The organism is Kitasatospora sp. NPDC057518 (assembly GCF_042802075.1).
In the GTDB taxonomy this organism is placed as follows: Bacteria; Actinomycetota; Actinomycetes; order Streptomycetales; family Streptomycetaceae; genus Kitasatospora.
The window spans coordinates 13,014-31,070 of sequence record NZ_JBHVEU010000043.1; the positions used below are offsets into that span (position 1 = coordinate 13,014).

An 18,057-nucleotide genomic window follows, 5' to 3' on the forward strand; every position below is an offset into this window, starting at 1 on the left:
GCCCGACGCCAGGTTCGACCGCGCACCGGGCCCGTGGGGGACGGGGAGCACCGGAGCGGATTCCCGCTGTGACATGCCCCGTCGGCGCCCGCGCGAACAGCGCGTGGGCGACGCGTGGCCGTTTCGTGATCCTCAAGTTCCGCTCAGATCGGCTGACGGCGAACGGTCACGGCTCCTAAGGTCGGCCCACCGGGGGCTGCGGCTCCGCCGGCCGCGGCCCCCGGATTCGCACCACCACTGCCTCCCAAGGGAGTTGAGACTTCTCGGGCAGGCGTTATTCGACGACAGAGGGAGCAGGCGCGATGACCGAGAGCCCGGTCGAGGACTCAACCACCGCAGCCGCCCCCCTGGTCGTGCTGAGCAAGGTCAACAAGCACTACGGCGCGCTGCACGTGCTGCAGGACATCGACCTCAGGATCGCCCAGGGCGAGGTGGTCGTACTGATCGGCCCGTCCGGATCGGGCAAGTCGACGCTCTGCCGGACGATCAACCGGCTGGAGACGATCGACTCCGGCACGATCACCATCGACGGCCGGCCGCTGCCCGACGAGGGCAAGGAGCTGGCCCGGCTGCGCGCCGAGGTCGGCATGGTGTTCCAGAGCTTCAACCTGTTCGCGCACAAGACCGTGCTGGAGAACGTGGTCATCGGCCAGGTGAAGGTGCGCAAGGTGCCCCGCCCGCAGGCCGAGAAGACCGCCCGGGAGCTGCTGGAGCGGGTCGGCGTCGGCGCGCAGGCGGACAAGTTCCCGGCCCAGCTCTCCGGCGGCCAGCAGCAGCGCGTGGCGATCGCCCGGGCGCTGGCGATGAAGCCCAAGGTGATGCTCTTCGACGAGCCCACCTCGGCGCTGGACCCGGAGATGGTCAACGAGGTGCTGGAGGTCATGCGCCAACTGGCCGCGGACGGCATGACGATGGTCGTGGTCACCCACGAGATGGGCTTCGCGCGCTCCGCCGCCAACCGGGTGCTGTTCATGGCCGACGGGAAGATCGTCGAGCAGAACACCCCGGACGCCTTCTTCACCGCACCGCGCTCCGACCGCGCCAAGGACTTCCTCTCGAAGATCCTCCACCACTGACGCTTCGAGACCGGCGGGGCCGCCCCCGGCTTCGTCACCGGTGCCGGCCGGTCCCGCCGTGCAACGCCTTCCAGACGCCAGAGCCCGGTTGACACCGCGGCCCACCCCCAGGAGAACCCTCATGAGGACGTCCCGCACCCTCGCCGTCGCGCTCTGTGCCGTCGCGCTCACCGCCACCGCCGCCTGCGGCAAGGACGGCACCCCCGGCACCACCGCCGCGAGCAGCGGCGGCAGCGCCGCCCCGGCGCTGCCGACCTACACGGTCAAGACCGACGTCAAGGTCGACTCCGCGGTCCTCGCCGAGGCCAGGAAGCGCGGCCAGCTGATCATCGGCGCCAAGGCCGACCAGCCGAACCTCGGCTGGGAGGACGTCGCCAGCGGCGACCGCAGCGGCTTCGACATCGAGATCGCCAAGATGATCGCCGCCGACCTCGGCTTCACCCCGCAGCAGATCAAGTGGCAGACCCTGGTCTCCTCGCAGCGCGAGCCGGCCATCGCCAAGGGCCAGATCGACTTCTACGTCGGCACCTACAGCATCAACGACGAGCGCAAGAAGAGCGTCTCCTTCGCCGGCCCGTACTACATCGCCGGCCAGGACCTGCTGGTGAAGGCCGACAACACCACGATCACCGGCGCGGAGAGCACCGGCGGCAAGAACGTCTGCACCGCCACCGGCTCGACCTCGATCAAGAACATCCAGCAGTACAACCCGAAGGTCACGCAGTTCGACACCTACTCGGCCTGCGTCGAGAAGCTGATGTCCGGCGAGGTCGACGCGGTCACCACCGACGACGCGATCCTCAAGGGCTACGCCTCCAAGTACGCCCCCAAGCTCAAGGTGGTCGGCAAGCCGTTCACCAAGGAGAACTACGGCGTCGGCCTCAACAAGGACGACAAGGCGCTGCGCGACGCCATCAGCGACGCCCTCAAGGCCCACGAGGACAACGGCGACTGGAAGAAGGCCTACGACGCGACCCTGGGCGCCTCCGGCTCCGCCGCGCCGGACGTCCCGGCCCTCGAGCGCTACTGACCCGCCCGCCGTACGTCGACTTCCCGACCATGAACTGAGAGGAGGGCCGCCGGATGGGGTTCCTGTTCGAGGACGACAACTTCGCGTTGTTCCGCGACGGCTTCCTACAGACGATCGAGGTGAGCGCGCTCAGCGCTCTGCTCGCCCTGCTGCTGGGCACCCTGCTGGCGGCCTTCCGGGTCTCCCCGGTGCCGGTCCTGCGCGCCTTCGGCACCGCCTGGGTCACGCTCTTCCGCAACACCCCGCTGACCCTGCTGTTCTTCGCCGTCACCTTCGGCCTGCCGCCGCTGGGCGTGCACTTCAGCCACCTGGTGTTCGCGGTGCTGGCGCTCGGCGGGTACACCGCCTCGTTCGTCTGCGAGGTGATCCGCTCCGGCATCAACACCGTGCCGCTCGGCCAGGCGGAGGCCGCCCGCAGCCTGGGCATGTCCTTCGGCCAGACCCTCACCCTGGTCGTCCTGCCGCAGGCCGCCCGGACCGTCCTGGGCCCGATGAGCAGCGTGTTCATCGCCCTGCCCAGGAACTCGGCGATCGCCGGCGCGTTCAGCGTCTCCGAGCTGTACAGCGCCCAGCAGACCTTCTCCGAGCGCGGCTTCTCGATCTTCGCCATCTTCTTCTGGGTGGCCTGCGCCTACCTGCTGATCAGCGCGACGATCGCCACGTTCTTCCGCTTCCTGGAATCCCGACTGGCGGTGGCCCGATGAGTGTTCTGAACCGCCAGGCTTCGGCCAGCGTCCTCTACGACGCCCCCGGCCCGAAGGCCCGCACCCGGTACCGCGCGTTCGGCGTCCTCTCGGTGCTCGGCATCGCCGGTCTCCTCTGGTACGTCTTCACCGCGCTGAACGACAACGGCCAGTTCGACCCCGACCTGTGGGACCCGTTCCAGTACAACTTCGTCCAGCAGATGATCCTGGACGGCCTGCTGGCCACCCTGAAGGCCTTCGGGCTGGCGGCGGTCTTCTCGCTCGCCCTGGGCGCCCTGCTGGCGGCCGGTCAGCTCTCCGACCACAAACCGGTCCGCTGGTTCTGCACGGCCTTCACCCAGTTCTTCCGGGCGATGCCGCTGCTGATCCTGATCGTCGGGCTCTACTACGCCTTCTTCGCCAAGGAGTCGATGTGGGCGCTGGTGCTCGGCCTCACCCTCTACAACGGGGCGGTCCAGGCCGAGATCATCCGCAGCGGCGTCAACGCCGTCCCGCGCGGCCAGGGCGAGGCGGCGTACGGGCTCGGCATGCGCAAGACCCAGGTGATGACGTCGATCCTGGTGCCGCAGGCCGTCCGTTCGATGCTGCCCTCGATGATCGGCCAGCTGGTCGTCACCCTCAAGGACACCTCGCTCGGTCTGATCATCACCTACCAGGAGCTGCTGTTCATCGGCAAGAAGATCGCCAGCCAGCCGATGAACGCCGCGGGCTTCCCCTACATCCCCGTGGTGCTGGTGATCGGACCGATCTACATCGCGATGTGCCTCCTGTTGACCGCGCTCGCACGCTGGATCGAAGCACGCGGCCGTCGCGGCGCGAACCGGCGCACTTCGACTTCTGCTTGACGGACACGCAGGCGAACTGTTGCATTGCTCTTCGTGACACCTCCCGGGAGCATCCACGCGGCATATGCGGCAGCGGTAACTGACGCCGGCCGATCGGCCGGTTCGTGCCCGGAGGTTCCCTCATGGACCCGGTGATCGTGGTCGGGGCCGGACCGGTCGGTCTGGCCCTGGCCCTCGCCCTGGCCCGGCACGAGGTCCCCACCATCGTCCTGGACGAGGGCTCCGGCCTCTGCCCGGAAGGCCCGCGCAGCCTCGTCCTCGGCGCCGACACCGCCGCCTTCCTGACCCGGATCGGCTACCCGCGGGCCGTCTCGGACTCCGCGCTGTGGGACTCCTTCGCCGTCTGGCGCCGCCGCCAGGAGGTGCTGCGGATCGACCTCACCGACTCGCCCACCTACCACCTGCCCCAGCACCGCCTCCAGCGCGGGCTGCGCGACGCCCTGACCGGCACCCCGCTGATCAGGCTGGTCCCGCTCAACCGGGTCGTCGAACTCGAACAGGACCGGGACGGCGTCAGCCTCCGCACCACGGGCACCCAGGACGGCTCCACCACCTGGTGGCGCGGCAGCCACCTGGTCGGCTGCGACGGCGCCAGATCCACCGTCCGCAAGCTCCTGAAGATCCGCTTCCCCGGCCGCCCGGCGGTCGACCGCAACGCCATCGCCACCGTCCGGGTCGACCTGCCCTTCGACGGCGCCCGGCTGCACCGCGAGCCCCCGTGGCGGGGCGACCGCGAGGCCTCCGCCCGTCCGCTGCCGGACGGCGTCTGGCGGCTCGACTGGCGGCTGCCCCCCGGCCGCCCCGCCGCCACCGAGACCGTCGACCCGCACGCCACCTGGCCCGGCATCGTCACCGGCGACACCCTGCTCACCCGGGTCACCTCCACCCTCACCGGCTGGTGCGGCGAACTGCCCCGCTTCGAACTGCTGGCCGCCGCCGACCACACCGCCCAGCAGCGGCTCGCCGCCCGCTTCCGCAGCGGCCGCTGCTTCCTGGCCGGCGACGCCGCCCACTTGCACGGCGCGCTCGGCATGCAGAACCTCGCGGACGGGCTGCGCGACGCCGACAACCTCGCCTGGCGGCTCGCCCTCGCCTGGCACCTCCACTCCGGCGGCCCGCAGCCCGGCGGCTCCCTGCTGGACGGCTACGAGGCCGAGCGGCGCGGGGCGGTCGGCGCCCGGCTGCGCGCGGTCGACCAGTCCATGCCGCTGCTGCGCCCGCTGCGCGGCTGGCAGCAGACCCGGCGCTCGCTGCTGGTCGGCGGCTTCCGCAAGCACGCCCCGCTGCTCGCCGACGGCCAGCTCGGCACCGGCCGGTTCGGCGGCGCGCCCGCCTACCCGGCGGCGCCCTCCGGCGTCCCGGCCCGGGTCCCGGTGCAGCGCGGCGCGCGCGGCACCACCTCGCTCAGCGAGCTGCTGCCCGCCACCGCCCCCGGCGTACTCGTCCCGGACCTGCCGGTGCTCGCCGACGACGGCACCCCCGACCACCTGCACGCCCGGCTCGGCACCACCTTCCTGCTGCTGCTGGTCGCCCCCGGCACCGCCGTCTGGTCCTCCGAGCACTGGCTCGGCGCCGGCCTGATGCCCCGCCTCGCCGAGGTCGCCGCCGCGCTGCCCGTCCCCGCCGAGGTGCTGGTCACCGAGGACTACCCGGGCGCCGGGCCGCACACCGTCCTGCTGATCCGCCCGGACGGCCACCTGGTCGGCACCACCCAGGGGGCCGTCGCCGAGGACCTGCTCGCCCTCGCCGACCGCGCCCGCGGCGGCCCGGCCACGCTCGGCCCGGCCCCCGACCCGGCCGAGCAGCCGTCGCCCCAGCAGGTGGACTCCCCGAGCTGAGGCCTCCGGGCCGCGGCGGGCCACGGCCTCAGCCGGCCACCGCCGTGGCCCGGCTCTCGCGGACCACCGTCACCCGGATCTGGCCCGGGTACGTCAGCTCGGTGGAGACCTGGCGGGCGACCTCACGGGCGATCAGCTCCGCACCGAGATCGTCCACCGCGTCCGGACGGACCATCACCCGCACCTCGCGGCCGGCCTGCATCGCGAACACCTCGGCCACGCCCTCGTGCGAACGCGCGATCTCCTCCAGCCGCGCCAGCCGCCGGACGTACAGCTCCAGCGACTCCTTGCGCGCGCCCGGCCGGCCGCCCGAGCAGCCGTCCGCGGCCTGGGTCAGCACGGCCGTCACGGTGCGCGGATCGACCTCGTTGTGGTGGGCGGCGATCGCGTGCACCACCTCGGCGGACTCCCCGTACCGCCGGGCGAGCTCCGCGCCGACCGCGGCGTGGCTGCCCTCCGACTCGTGGGTGAGCGCCTTGCCGATGTCGTGCAGCAGCGCCGCGCGCCGCACCGGCTCCGGGTCCACCCCGAGCTCGGCGGCCATCATCCCGGCCAGGTGCGCGGACTCCAGCAGGTGCCCGAGCACGTTCTGCCCGTACGACGCCCGGTAGCGCAACGAGCCCAGGGTGCGGACGAGTTCGGGGTGCACCCCGTCGACCCGGGCCTCCAGCAGGGCGTCCTCGCCGGCCCGGACGCAGCTCTGCCCGACCTCCTCGCGGCTGCGCTCGTACAGGCTCTCGATCCGGGTCGGGTGGATCCGGCCGTCCTCGACCAGCTGCTCCAGGGTGAGCCGGGCGGTCTCCCGGCGGACCGGGTCGAAGCAGGACAGCTGCACCGACTCGGGGGTGTCGTCGACGATCAGGTTCACGCCGGTGACCGCCTCGAAGGCGCGGATGTTGCGGCCCTCGCGGCCGATGATCCGGCCCTTCATGTCCTCGTTCGGCAGCCGCAGGACGGTGACGGCGCTCTCCGCGGTCTGCTCCGTCGCTAGCCGCTGGACCGCCCCGGCGACGATGTCCCGGGCCCGGCGCTCGCCCTCCTCCCGGGCCTCGCGCTCGATCTCCCGGACGGTGACCGCGGCCTCCCGCCGGGCCGAGTCCTCGGCCTCCCGCAGGAGTTCGGCGCGGGCCTGCTCGGCGGAGAGCCCGGCGGCCCGCTCCAACGCCGCCGCCCGCCGGGCGACCAGCGCTTCGGCCTCGCCCCGGGACTGCTCCACCTCGGCGGAGCGCTCGGCCAGTTCGTCCTCCCGGCGGCGCAGCCTGCGCAGCTCCTCGGCCATGTCCTCCTCGCGGCGGGCCAGTTCGGTCCGCTGGCGGGCGGACTGCTCCTCGGCCCACCGGCGGGCCTGCTCGGCCTCGGCCAGCGCACCGCGCCGGGCCGCCCGGAGCCGCCTGATCGCCAGCCCGGCGGCGGCCACGACCACCAGCAGCAGGAGTGCGGCCGATCCGGCGACCGGCACCAGTGAGCCGCCCGGGCCGGTGCCCGCCGAGATCCCCATTCCCGCCCACTCCCCCGTCGCCGCGCGCGCCGCCGTCCGGAGGCGCCCCGGGCACTGAAGGCGAGGCTAGGTGGGGGTCACGGGAGGGTCAAGAGTTGACCTGGTCCACTCCAAGACACCTACAGAACTGCCACTACTCCCGACCCGACGGTTCACTCCACTCCTCTTCCAGCGCGCTGCGCACCACCCGGAACGCCAGTCCTTCGGAGTAGCCGCGCCGGGCCAGCATCCCGACCAGCCGCCGGGTGCGCACCTGGGTGTCCAGCCCCCGGGTGGACCGCAGCTTGCGCTCGACCAGCGCCCTGGCCGCGTCCGTCTCGTCGTCGTGGTCGAGCTGGGCGACGGCCTGCTCGACCAGGTCGGCGGCGACGCCCTTGGTGCGCAGCTCCTGGGCCAGCGCCCGCCGGGACAGGCCCCGGACGGCGTGCCGGGACTCCACCCAGGCCGCGGCGAAGGCCGCGTCGTCGATCAGCCCGACCTCTTCGAGCCGGGTGAGCACCGCGTCGGCGGCCTCCTCCGGGATCTCCCGCTTGCGCAGGGCGTCGGCGAGCTGCTTGCGGGTCTTGGCGGCGCCGGTCAGCAGCCGCAGGCAGATGTCCCGGGCGCGGGTCTCCGGGTCGGCCGACTCCTCGGCCTGCTTCCGGGAGGTACGGCCGGAGCCCTCCTCCCCGGGCAGCCCGGTGGCGGAGCGGCCCCGGCGCCCGCCGCGACGGGAGGCCGAGGCGGCCACACCCCCGTGACCGGCCGCCTCGCCGCCGCCGCGGCCGCTCTCCACGGCCGTCGGTGTCGAAGCGGGTCCGGCCGCTTCGGTTTGCTCGGCCTCCAGGGCCGAGCGCCGCCGCCGGCGGCCGGTGGGCAGCTCGGAGGCGGAGACCAGGCCGAGCGCCTCGACCGGGGTTTCCGCCGGCTCCGGCCCGGGCGCCGCGCCGCGCACCGCCCGGGTCGGAGCCAGGTCGAACTCCGGCTCGGCGCCGGATGCCCACTGCGCGGTGGACGGACGGCCGCCCCGGGAGCGCGAGGCCCGGGGCTTCGCGGCCACCGGCTCGGGCTCCTCCGCGACGGCTGCGAACCAGTCCGGCGGCCCGTGCTCGGGCTCCTCCGCGACCGCGGCGAACCAGTCCGGCGGCCCGTAGTCGTCGTCCTCCGGGCCCGCCGGGCCGCCGCCCACCGTGTCGTACTGCGTCAACGGCTCAGGCCTTGGCCGCCGCCGTCTTCTTCGCCGCGGCCGTCTTGGTGGCGGTCGCGGTGATCGGCTTGGCCGCGCCGTCGGCGGCGGCCTCGGCACTCTCCTCGGCCGGCTCCTCCACCTTCGGGCCGATGCCGAGCTTGCCCTTGATCTTCCGCTCGATCTCGTCGGCGAGCTGCGGGTTGTCCCGCAGGAAGTTGCGGGCGTTCTCCTTGCCCTGGCCGAGCTGGTCGCCCTCGTAGGTGTACCAGGCGCCCGACTTGCGGATGAAGCCGTGCTCCACGCCCATGTCGATCAGGCCGCCCTCGCGGCTGATGCCCACGCCGTAGAGGATGTCGAACTCGGCCTGCTTGAACGGCGCGGCGACCTTGTTCTTGACCACCTTGACGCGGGTGCGGTTGCCGACCGCCTCGGTGCCGTCCTTCAGGGTCTCGATCCGGCGGATGTCGAGGCGGACCGAGGCGTAGAACTTCAGCGCCCGGCCACCGGTCGTGGTCTCCGGCGAACCGAACATCACGCCGATCTTCTCGCGCAGCTGGTTGATGAAGATCGCGGTGGTGTTCGACTGGTTCAGCGCACCGGCGATCTTGCGCAGCGCCTGGCTCATCAGCCGGGCCTGCAGACCGACGTGCGAGTCGCCCATCTCGCCCTCGATCTCGGCGCGCGGCACGAGCGCCGCGACCGAGTCGATGATCACCAGGTCGATCGCGCCGGAGCGGATCAGCATGTCGGTGATCTCCAGCGCCTGCTCACCGGTGTCCGGCTGGCTGACCAGCAGGGCGTCGGTGTCCACGCCGAGCTTCTTGGCGTACTCCGGGTCGAGCGCGTGCTCCGCGTCGACGAACGCGACCGTGCCGCCGGCCTTCTGGGCGTTGGCGGCCAGGTGCAGGGTCAGGGTGGTCTTGCCGGAGGACTCGGGGCCGTAGATCTCGACCACGCGGCCACGCGGGATGCCGCCGACCCCGAGGGCGACGTCCAGGGCGGTGGACCCGGTGGAGATCACCTCGACCGGCTCGTTGGCCTTCTCGCCGAGGCGCATCACCGAGCCCTTGCCGAACTGCCGCTCGATCTGGGCGAGCGCGGTCTCAAGGGCCTTCTCGCGATCCGTACCTGCCATGGCTTTTTCCCTCGGGTTCTGTGCTGTGCGCTTCATCGTCCTCGACGCTAGCGCGTCCCACTGACAAACGGGCCCGGCCGGGCTCCGCCTGTGGAAAACTCCACGCCGGAGAGTACAAAGAACATCTGTTCGATTCAAGCGTCGCACGTCCGGGCCCCGCCGCCCCCGGGGACACCCCGGGAGCGGCGCCCCGGGTCACTCCCCGCGCCTCGCCCCGTCCCCGCCGACCATCCGGCGCAGCCGCCGGGCCGCCTCCCGGCGCAGCTCCCGCCGGGCCCGCCGCTGCTCGCCCCGGTCGATCCGCGGGTCGGTGGCCACCTCGTACCGCCGCACGTACGTCCCCACGAAGCCCTGGAGCGTCGCCGCCGCCGGGATCGCGATCACCGCGCCGACCGCGCCGAGCAGCGCCGCGCCCGCGATCACCGAGCCGAAGGCCACCGCCGGGTGCACGTCCACCGTCCGCGCGGTGATCCTCGGCTGCAGCAGGTAGTTCTCGATCTGCTGGTACACCACGACGAAGACCAGCACCCAGAGCGCGTCCACGGGCTTCACCGTCAGCGCCACCAGCACCGGCAGCGTCCCGGCCAGGTACGTCCCGAGGGTCGGCACGAACTGCGACATGACGCCGACCCAGACCGCCAGCGCCGCCGCGTACGGCAGGCCGAGCAGTTCGAACATCACCCAGTGCCCGGCGGCCGACACCACCGCGAGCAGCGCCCGGGAGTACAGGTAGCCGCCGGTCTTGGCGAGCGCGATCTCCCAGGCCCGCAGCACCTCGGCCTGCTTGGCGGGCGGCAGCATCGAACAGACAGTCCGGCGCACCCGCGGGCCCTCGGCGGTGAAGTAGAAGGTGAACAGCCCGACCGTGAAGGCCTTGAAGAGCCCGCCGATCACGGTGGACGAGACGCCCCAGGCGTTGTCGGCGGCCTGCTGGACGTAGGTCTCGATGGTGCCGGAATCCTTGAGCAATCGATTCTGCAACTCGCCCAGCGAGAGGTCCTGGTGGAAGGTCCGGTTGATCCAGTCGATCAGGTTGTCGACCAGGTGCGGCAGGTCCCCCGCGAGCTTCGCCACCTGGTCGACCAGCAGGGTGCCGAGCGCGGCGAGGAAGCCCACCACCGCGATCCCGACCGCCACGAACACCAGGAAGGTCCCGACCCCCCGGCGCACCCCCCGCGCGGCCATCCGGTCCACGGCCGGCTCCAGCGCCAGCGACAGGAAGAACGACACCAGCAGCATCACGAACAGGTCGATCAGCTGCCGGAACGCCCAGTCCGCGAGCTGGAAGGCCCCCACCAGCACCAGGAACAGCACCATCGCCCGCGGCAGCCAACGCGGCATCCCGCCGCCCCACAGACCCCCACCCGCCGGAGCGCCCTCGGCGTCCCGGTCCGAATTCTTCTGTTCCGCGCTATTTGTCACCCGAACAGTCTGTCCCATGCCCCCGGGGGGCCGGCAGTCAGCGCAGCACCCCGGAGACGCCCTGGGTGTCGCAGACCACCCGCCAGACCTCCTTGGCCTCCCAGCCCGCCTCCAGCGCCTGCCGCACCGTCCGCCCGCCCAGCTCGCTCATCACGTGGTCGGTCGCGAACGACTCCGCGTACGCCTCCCCGAAGTGCGCGTACATCCGTCGCCAGAACTCCGTCAGCCTCATGCCCCAAGTATCCCGGACCGGGCCCGCCACTCCCCGGCCGTCAGCGCGTACTCGACCTCGCCGTGCTCGCTGCCCGGGATCATCTCCGGGTAGTCCTCGTGGAACGTGCGGACGTACGACAGCCCGCTCTTCTCCATCACCCGCCGCGAGCCCGCGTTCACCGCCATGGTGTACGCCACCACCCGCTCCACCCCCAGCTCCGCGAACCCGAGCCGGACCAGCGCCCGCGCCCCCTCCGTCGCGTAGCCGCACCCCCACGCGGCCTGCCGCAAGCGGTACCCGAGCTCGACCTCCCCGCGCTCCCCCTCCCGCGTCGGCTGGAACTCGAACCACCCCAGGAACGCCCCGCCCGCCCGCTCCTCGGCCGCCCACCAGCCGAGGTCGCCGTAGCGCCGGTAGTGCTCCAGGTAGCGCGGCAGCAGCTCGCCCTCGACCCACTCCCGCGGACTCGGCTTCCCCCCGGTGAGGAAGCGCATCACCGCAGGGTCCCCGTCCAGTTCCACGAGCCGGTCCGCGTCCGCCGTCGTGAAGCGCCGCAGCACCAGCCGCTCGGTCGTCAGGAACACGGCCGCACCCGAATCACCCATGCCCCGATCCTCACCCCCGTCCCGCCGCCCCGTCACCTGCTTTTCCCCGCCCCACCACCCGACGGGCGCGCGGGGCGCGGCCCGCGCCCCCGTCACCGGGGCAGCACCAGCAGCCCCGCCCCGAAGTACTGCCGTTCCCCGCAGCCCAGGAGCCCCGGGGGGCACCCCGGCGCCGCCGCCCCGGCCAGCAGCGCGGCCAACCCGTCCGCCCCCAGCTCCGGGTGCAGGGCCGCCGCCACCGCCACCGCCCCGGTCACGTGCGCGGCCGCCATCGAGGTCCCCGCCAGCGCCGCGTACCGCCCGTCCGGCCAGTCGGAGACGACCGCCCCCTGCGGCCCGCCGTCCGGGTCGCCGCCGGGCGCGGCCAGCGAGACCCGTCCGCGTCCGTAGTTGGAGTAGGCCGCCGGGTGCCCGTCCCGGTTCACCGCCGTGACGGTGACCACCCCGGGCAGCTCACCGGGCAGCCGTACGCACTCCGTGCCCAGGTGACGCAGGGGCGCCGGCCCCGAGACCCGGTCGTTGGGGCTCCGCTCGTCGGTCCGCGAGGCGCCGAGGTCCTGCCCGTCGTTGCCCGCCGAGGCGACCACCACCGCCCCCGCCCGGCGGGCGTACCCGGCGGCCCGCCCGACGGCCGCGATCAGCGCGGCCTGGTCCGCGTCCCCGGGGCAGTTGTACTTCCACGGGTCGGCGAAGTAGCTGTTGTTGACCGCCTTCGCCCCGTGGTCGGCGGCCCAGAGCATGCCGCAGACGATGTTCTCCGCGTAGTACTGCCCGAGCGGCCCGAGCAGCCGGACGGCGGCGATCCGCACCCCGGGCGCCACTCCGGTGACGCCGTGGCCGTCCCGGGTGGCGCCGACGATCCCGGCGACGTGCGTGCCGTGGCCGCTCTCGACCACCCCGGGGTCGGGCCGCCAGGCGCCGGTGCGGGCGTCGGGCCGGCCGTCCGCGCAGGAGGCGGAGGCCTTGGGGTCGACGGCGGCCCGCAGGTCCGGGTGGGTGTCGTCGACCCCGGAGTCCAGCACCGCGACCAGCACCCCGCGCAGCGCGTCGGCGCTCGGTGCGGCACCGCCGGAGACCGCCGAGGCGTCCGCCGCCCCGCGGGCGGCACCGCCGAGCATGGCGAGGTTCCAGGCGCCCGCCTCCCCCGGGTCGGGCACCGTGACGGTCTCCCCGTCCATCCGGTCGCCGCCCGCCCGGCCACCGGTCCCGGCCCCCGCCGTGAAGTCCCCCGCCCCCGTCACCGCCCGCGGCGGCGCGACCACCGGCGCGGTCCTGGTCGCCCCGACGGCGGCGATCCCGGGCCGGGCCCGCACCCGGTCGGCGAACGGGCCGGTCGCGTACACCAGCACGGCCCCGATCTGCGGGTACTCCTGGACCACCTGCCCGCCCGCCGCCCGGCTCTCCGCCCCGGCCCGGGCGGCGCCGGCGGCGTCCTCGCCCTCGGCCAGCACCAGGTAGCTGAGGTACGCCCGCCCCGCCCCGGACACGGACGGGACGGCGCCGCCCACCACGAGCGCCATCAGCAGCATCGCAAGCAGCGCCCGGGCGGGCCCGCGGACCCGACGGCGTCGGGCGGGCCCGCCCGACGGGTGCGCCTGCGCCATCGCACGGTCTCCGCTCGTCGGTCCGGTGGGTCACGGGTGGATCAAGCATCCGATTCCTCACCATATGAGCGGATTGTGGTTTCTGCTCCCCGGCTTGCACCCCTCCTCCGAACCTCCCGCCCACCCCCGCTTGTCGGTCCCACCCGGCACCATGGGGGCATGGCGCCCCAGCACCCGACCCCGCCCGCCGACGACCCCCTGGCCGGCTTCGCCCCGGCCACCCGGGCCTGGTTCACCGGTGCCTTCTCCGCCCCCACCGCCGCACAGGCCGAGGCCTGGCAGGCCATCCAGCGGGGGACGGACGTCCTGGTGGTCGCCCCCACCGGCTCCGGCAAGACGCTGGCCGCCTTCCTCTCCGCCCTCGACCGGCTCAGCACCACCCCTCCCCCCGCCGAGCCGAGGCACCGCTGCCGGGTCCTCTACGTCTCACCGCTCAAGGCCCTCGCGGTGGACGTCGAACGGAACCTGCGCGCCCCCCTGGCCGGCCTGCGCCAGGCCGCCGTCCGACTCGGCCTGCCCGAGCCCGAGGTCCAGGTCGCCATCCGCTCCGGCGACACCCCGGCCGCCGACCGCCGCCGCTTCGCGACCCACCCGCCGGACATCCTGATCACCACCCCCGAGTCGCTGTTCCTGCTGCTCACCTCCGCCTCCCGGGAGGCCCTGCGCGGCGTGGACACGGTGATCCTGGACGAGGTGCACGCGGTCGCCGGCACCAAGCGCGGCGCGCACCTCGCGCTCAGCCTGGAACGGCTGGACGAACTGCTGGACCGCCCGGCCCGCCGGATCGGCCTGTCCGCGACGGTCCGCCCGGTCGAGGAGGTGGCCCGCTTCCTGAGCCCGCGGCGCGGCGCCGCCGTGGTCCAGCCCGCCACCGCCAAGGAGTTCGACCTCTCGGTGGTCGTCCCCGTCCCCGACCTGGACGACCTGCCCGCCGCCCCGGCCACCGGCGGCGCCGCCGGCACCGACCCGCAGCGGCAGGCCTCGATCTGGCCGCACGTCGAGGAGCGGATCGTCGACCTGGTCGAGGCGCACCGCTCAACCATCGTCTTCGCCAACTCCCGCCGGCTGGCCGAGCGGCTGTGCAACCGGCTGAACGAGATCGCCTATGAGCGCGCCACCGGCACCGCCGCCCCCGAGGCGCACGCCCCGGCCGAGCTGATGGGCGGCTCGGGCGCGGCCAAGGGCGCGCCCCCGGTCATCGCCCGGGCCCACCACGGCTCCGTCTCCAAGGAGCAACGGTCGCTCGTCGAGGAGGAGTTGAAGGCCGGCCGGCTGCCCGCCGTGGTCGCCACCTCCAGCCTGGAGCTGGGCATCGACATGGGCGCCGTCGAACTGGTCGTCCAGGTCGAGTCCCCGCCCTCGGTCGCCTCCGGCCTGCAGCGGGTCGGCCGGGCCGGCCACCAGGTCGGCGCCGTCTCCACCGGCGTCTTCTTCCCCAAGTACCGGGGGGACCTCGTCCAGTCCGCCGTGGTCACCGAGCGGATGCGGGCCGGCCGGATCGAGGCGCTGCGCATCCCGCGCAACCCGCTGGACGTGCTCGCCCAGCAGCTGGTCGCGATGACGGCCCTGGACACCTGGCCGGTGGACGACCTGCTCGCCGTGGTCCGCCGCGCCGCGCCCTTCGCGACCCTCCCGCAGTCCGCCTTCGACGCCGTGCTCGACATGCTGGCCGGCCGCTACCCCTCGGACGCCTTCGCCGAGCTGCGCCCCCGCCTGGTGTGGGACCGGGTGGCCGGCACCGTGACCGGCCGCCCCGGCGCCCAGCGACTGGCCGTCACCTCCGGCGGCACCATCCCCGACCGCGGCCTGTTCGGCGTCTTCATCGCGGGCTCGGACCCCGAGAAGAAGGGTGGTGGTGGGCGACGGGTGGGCGAGCTCGACGAGGAGATGGTCTACGAGTCCCGCGTCGGCGACGTGTTCACCCTCGGCACCACCTCCTGGCGGATCGAGGAGATCACCCACGACAAGGTGCTGGTCACCCCCGCCCCCGGCGTCCCCGGCCGGCTCCCGTTCTGGAAGGGCGACACGCTCGGCCGCCCGCTCGAACTCGGCCGCGCCCTCGGCGCCTTCACCCGCGAACTGGGCGCCCTGCCGCCCGAGGCCGCCACCGAGCGCCTCAAGCGGGCCGGCCTGGACGACTGGGCGGCCGCCAACCTGCTGGACTACCTGGCCGAGCAGCGCGCCGCCTGCGGCCACCTCCCCGACGACCGCACCATCGTGGTCGAGCGCTTCCGGGACGAGCTCGGCGACTGGCGGATCGTCGTCCACTCCCCCTTCGGCGCCCAGGTCCACGCCCCCTGGGCGCTCGCCCTCGGCGCCCGGCTGCGCGAGCAGCACGGCCTGGACCCGCAGGTCATGCACGCCGACGACGGCATCGTGCTGCGCCTGCCCGACGCCGACCTGCTGAGCCTCGACTTCGACTTCGGCAGCCCCTCGGCGCAGTCGGACCAGGACGAGGCCCCGGTCGGCGCCGACGCCACCCTGTTCGACCCCGGCGAGATCGAGCAGCTGGTCACCGACCAGGTCGGCGGCTCCGCCCTGTTCGCCTCCCGCTTCCGGGAGTGCGCCGGCCGCGCCCTGCTGCTCCCCCGCCGCAGCCCCGGCCGCCGCACCCCGCTCTGGCAGCAGCGCCAGCGCGCCGCCCAACTGCTCGAAGTCGCCTCCGAGTACGGCTCGTTCCCGATCGTCCTGGAGGCCGTCCGGGAGTGCCTGCAGGACGTCTTCGACGTCCCCGGCCTGGTCGAGCTGATGGGCGATCTGGAGTCCCGCGCCGTCCGCCTGGTCGAGGTCACCATCCCCGAGCCCTCGCCCTTCGCCCGCTCGCTGCTGTTCGGCTACGTCGCCCAGTTCCTCTACGAGGGCGACTCCCCGCTCGCCGAGCGCCGCGCCGCCGCCCTCTCGCTCGACTCCCGGCTGCTGTCCGAACTCCTCGGCCAGGCCGAGCTGAGCGAGCTGCTCGACCCGCGGGTGCTCGCCGAACTAGAGGCCGAGCTCCAACGCCTCACCCCCGAGCGCCGGATCAAGGACGCCGAGGGCGTCGCCGACGCCCTGCGCCTGCTCGGCCCGCTCTCCGAGGCCGAGTTGACCGTCCGCGGCGCCGAGCCGCTCTGGGCCCTGGAGCTGGAGGCCGCCCGCCGGGTGATCCAGGTCCGGATCGCCGGCGAGCGCCGCTGGGCCGCGATCGAGGACGCCGGACGGCTGCGCGACGCGCTGGGCACCCCGCTGCCGGTCGGCGTCCCGGAGGCCTTCACCGAGCCGGTCAAGGACCCGCTGGGCGATCTGATCGCCCGCCACGCCCGCACCCACGGCCCGTTCACCGCCGCCGAGGCCGCCGCCCGCTACGGCCTCGGCACCGCCGTGGTCACCGGCACCCTGCACCGCCTGACCGCCGCCGGCCGCCTGGTCCAGGGCCACTTCAGGCCCGCCGGGAGCCAGACCGACCCCGAGTGGCACACCGCCCCCGAGTGGTGCGACGCCGAGGTGCTGCGCCGGCTGCGCCGCCGCTCGCTCGCCGCCCTGCGCCACGAGGTCGAGCCGGTCCCGCCGCGCGCCCTGGCCGCCTTCCTGCCGCAGTGGCAGCACCTGGCCGGCCACCGGCTGCGCGGCCCGGACGGCCTGCTGCGGGTGGTCGAGCAGCTCCAGGGCACCGCCCTGCCCGCCTCCGCGCTGGAGAAGCTGATCCTCCCGGCCCGGCTCACCGACTACTCCCCCGGCCTGCTGGACGAGCTGATGGCGGCCGGCGAGATCGGCTGGTGCGGGGCCGGCGCCCTGCCCGGCAAGGACGGCTGGCTCAGCCTGCACCTCACCGAGAACGCCCACCTGCTGCGCCCCGAGCCCGTCCCGCCCGCGCTCACCCCGGTGCACAGCGCGCTGCTGTCCGCGCTGGCCGGCGGCTACGGCCTGTTCTTCCGCCAACTCGTCCAGCAGCTCCCGGAGGAGACCGCCGAGCCGGAGGTCGTCGAGGCGCTCTGGGACCTGGTCTGGGCCGGTTTCGTCACCAACGACACCCTCGCCCCGCTGCGCGCCCTGCTCGGCTCCGGCCGGACGGCGGGCGCAACCGCCCACCGCGCGCCCCGGTCCACCCCGCGCGGCCGCTACGGCGGGGCCGGCCGCGCCCTCGGCCGGGTCGGCGGCGCCCTGCGCAGCGGCCCGCCGACGGTGGCCGGCCGCTGGTCGCTGCTGCCCGTCCTCGCCGCCGACCCGACGGTCCGGGCCACCGCCCAGGCGCAGAACCTGCTGGACCGCCACGGCCTGCTCACCCGGGGCGCGGTGGCGGCCGAACGGGTGCCCGGCGGCTTCGCCGGGGTCTACCGGGTGCTCGCCGCGATGGAGGAGCGCGGCCGGGCCCGCCGCGGCTACTTCGTCGAGGGCCTGGGCGGCGCCCAGTTCGCCATGGAGGGCGCGGCCGACCGGCTGCGCTCGGTGAACGGCCGGTTGGAGCGGGCCCGGGCGGCCGAGTGGCCGGCCGCCCCGGCGGGCGAGCCGCCGCAGACGCTGGTGCTGGCCGCCGCCGATCCGGCCAACGCCTACGGCGCGGCCCTGCCCTGGCCCGACCCGCCCGCGGCCCCCGACGGCAAGGAGCCCACCGCCCACCGCCCGGGCCGCAAGGCGGGCGCCCTAGTGGTCCTGGTGGACGGCGAGCCGGCGCTGTACGTCGAGCGCGGCGGCAAGTCCCTGCTGGCCTGGCCGGAGGACGAGGCCACCCGGGCGCTGGCGGCCGGGGCGCTCGCGGCCGCCGTCCGGGAGGGCGCGCTCGGCAGCGTCACGGTCGAACGGGCCAACGGCGAGCCCGCCCTGGGCTCGGCCCTGGGCCGCGCGCTGGAGGAGGCGGGCTTCCACGCCACCCCGCGCGGCCTGCGCCTGCGCCCCTGATCCACGGCGGCACCCGTTGGACGCCGGAGGCCGCGGGGTCGTCGAC

13 protein-coding genes are annotated in these 18,057 nt (G+C 74.4%); 6 read left to right on the top strand and 7 right to left on the bottom strand.

The window, feature by feature from the left end; translation table 11 throughout:
- Positions 1-302: 302 nt before the first annotated feature.
- The 5 genes from ACFU7Z_RS07025 (at position 303) to ACFU7Z_RS07045 (ending at position 5,493) form a co-directional block, all read left to right on the top strand.
- Positions 303-1,076: an amino acid ABC transporter ATP-binding protein gene (locus ACFU7Z_RS07025; protein WP_049655580.1), complete on the top strand. Its 774-nt coding sequence runs from the start codon at positions 303-305 to the stop codon at positions 1,074-1,076.
- 121 nt (positions 1,077-1,197) lie between these two features.
- On the top strand, positions 1,198-2,106 hold the full coding sequence (locus ACFU7Z_RS07030; protein WP_074005695.1) for a glutamate ABC transporter substrate-binding protein: 909 nt from the start codon (positions 1,198-1,200) through the stop codon (positions 2,104-2,106).
- A gap of 53 nt (positions 2,107-2,159) precedes the next feature.
- On the top strand, positions 2,160-2,810 hold the full coding sequence (locus ACFU7Z_RS07035; RefSeq protein ID WP_049655583.1) for an amino acid ABC transporter permease: 651 nt from the start codon (positions 2,160-2,162) through the stop codon (positions 2,808-2,810).
- Positions 2,807-3,655, top strand: a complete 849-nt coding sequence (locus ACFU7Z_RS07040) for an amino acid ABC transporter permease (protein WP_074005696.1) — start codon at positions 2,807-2,809, stop codon at positions 3,653-3,655. The genes ACFU7Z_RS07035 and ACFU7Z_RS07040 overlap by 4 nt, the downstream gene beginning before the upstream one ends.
- A 122-nt stretch (positions 3,656-3,777) precedes the next feature.
- Entirely contained in the window at positions 3,778-5,493 is a 1,716-nt protein-coding gene (locus ACFU7Z_RS07045) for an FAD-dependent monooxygenase (protein ID WP_380740142.1), read from the top strand.
- Between the two features lie 28 nt (positions 5,494-5,521).
- Here the strand turns inward: ACFU7Z_RS07045 and rny are convergent, their stop codons facing one another.
- From rny to ACFU7Z_RS07080, 7 genes are all read right to left on the bottom strand, one after another.
- Positions 5,522-6,991: a ribonuclease Y gene (rny, locus tag ACFU7Z_RS07050; RefSeq protein WP_375877269.1), complete on the bottom strand. Its 1,470-nt coding sequence runs from the start codon at positions 6,989-6,991 to the stop codon at positions 5,522-5,524.
- Positions 6,992-7,124: 133 nt separating this feature from the next.
- Positions 7,125-8,177, bottom strand: a complete 1,053-nt coding sequence (gene recX, locus ACFU7Z_RS07055) for a recombination regulator RecX (RefSeq protein ID WP_380776739.1) — start codon at positions 8,175-8,177, stop codon at positions 7,125-7,127.
- 4 nt (positions 8,178-8,181) lie between these two features.
- Complete coding sequence (recA, locus tag ACFU7Z_RS07060) at positions 8,182-9,294, bottom strand: recombinase RecA (RefSeq protein WP_049659177.1); 1,113 nt, start codon at positions 9,292-9,294, stop codon at positions 8,182-8,184.
- A gap of 195 nt (positions 9,295-9,489) precedes the next feature.
- Positions 9,490-10,635: an AI-2E family transporter gene (locus ACFU7Z_RS07065; RefSeq protein WP_117489693.1), complete on the bottom strand. Its 1,146-nt coding sequence runs from the start codon at positions 10,633-10,635 to the stop codon at positions 9,490-9,492.
- A 118-nt stretch (positions 10,636-10,753) separates the two neighbouring features.
- Entirely contained in the window at positions 10,754-10,948 is a 195-nt protein-coding gene (locus tag ACFU7Z_RS07070; RefSeq protein WP_117489691.1) for a DUF3046 domain-containing protein, read from the bottom strand.
- A complete protein-coding gene (locus ACFU7Z_RS07075; protein WP_380776745.1) occupies positions 10,945-11,535 on the bottom strand; it encodes a GNAT family N-acetyltransferase in 591 nt (196 codons plus the stop codon). Before ACFU7Z_RS07075 ends, ACFU7Z_RS07070 begins: the two co-directional genes overlap by 4 nt.
- A 92-nt stretch (positions 11,536-11,627) precedes the next feature.
- Positions 11,628-13,055, bottom strand: a complete 1,428-nt coding sequence (locus ACFU7Z_RS07080; protein WP_380776747.1) for a S8 family serine peptidase — start codon at positions 13,053-13,055, stop codon at positions 11,628-11,630.
- Between the two features lie 243 nt (positions 13,056-13,298).
- Between ACFU7Z_RS07080 and ACFU7Z_RS07085 the strand changes: the two genes are divergently transcribed.
- Entirely contained in the window at positions 13,299-18,011 is a 4,713-nt protein-coding gene (locus ACFU7Z_RS07085) for an ATP-dependent helicase (protein WP_380776749.1), read from the top strand.
- Positions 18,012-18,057: the final 46 nt, after the last annotated feature.

What these genes read in the sequence shown, in the direction of transcription:
- ACFU7Z_RS07025 (WP_049655580.1), top strand. Translation starts at nt 303, where the DNA reads ATGACCGAGAGCCCGGTCGAGGACTCAACCACCGCAGCCGCCCCCCTG.
- ACFU7Z_RS07030 (WP_074005695.1), top strand. Translation starts at nt 1,198, where the DNA reads ATGAGGACGTCCCGCACCCTCGCCGTCGCGCTCTGTGCCGTCGCGCTC.
- ACFU7Z_RS07035 (WP_049655583.1), top strand. Translation starts at nt 2,160, where the DNA reads ATGGGGTTCCTGTTCGAGGACGACAACTTCGCGTTGTTCCGCGACGGC.
- ACFU7Z_RS07040 (WP_074005696.1), top strand. Translation starts at nt 2,807, where the DNA reads ATGAGTGTTCTGAACCGCCAGGCTTCGGCCAGCGTCCTCTACGACGCC.
- ACFU7Z_RS07045 (WP_380740142.1), top strand. Translation starts at nt 3,778, where the DNA reads ATGGACCCGGTGATCGTGGTCGGGGCCGGACCGGTCGGTCTGGCCCTG.
- rny (WP_375877269.1), bottom strand. Translation starts at nt 6,991, where the DNA reads ATGGGGATCTCGGCGGGCACCGGCCCGGGCGGCTCACTGGTGCCGGTC.
- recA (WP_049659177.1), bottom strand. Translation starts at nt 9,294, where the DNA reads ATGGCAGGTACGGATCGCGAGAAGGCCCTTGAGACCGCGCTCGCCCAG.
- ACFU7Z_RS07065 (WP_117489693.1), bottom strand. Translation starts at nt 10,635, where the DNA reads ATGCCGCGTTGGCTGCCGCGGGCGATGGTGCTGTTCCTGGTGCTGGTG.
- ACFU7Z_RS07070 (WP_117489691.1), bottom strand. Translation starts at nt 10,948, where the DNA reads ATGAGGCTGACGGAGTTCTGGCGACGGATGTACGCGCACTTCGGGGAG.
- ACFU7Z_RS07075 (WP_380776745.1), bottom strand. Translation starts at nt 11,535, where the DNA reads ATGGGTGATTCGGGTGCGGCCGTGTTCCTGACGACCGAGCGGCTGGTG.
- ACFU7Z_RS07080 (WP_380776747.1), bottom strand. Translation starts at nt 13,055, where the DNA reads ATGGCGCTCGTGGTGGGCGGCGCCGTCCCGTCCGTGTCCGGGGCGGGG.
- ACFU7Z_RS07085 (WP_380776749.1), top strand. Translation starts at nt 13,299, where the DNA reads ATGGCGCCCCAGCACCCGACCCCGCCCGCCGACGACCCCCTGGCCGGC.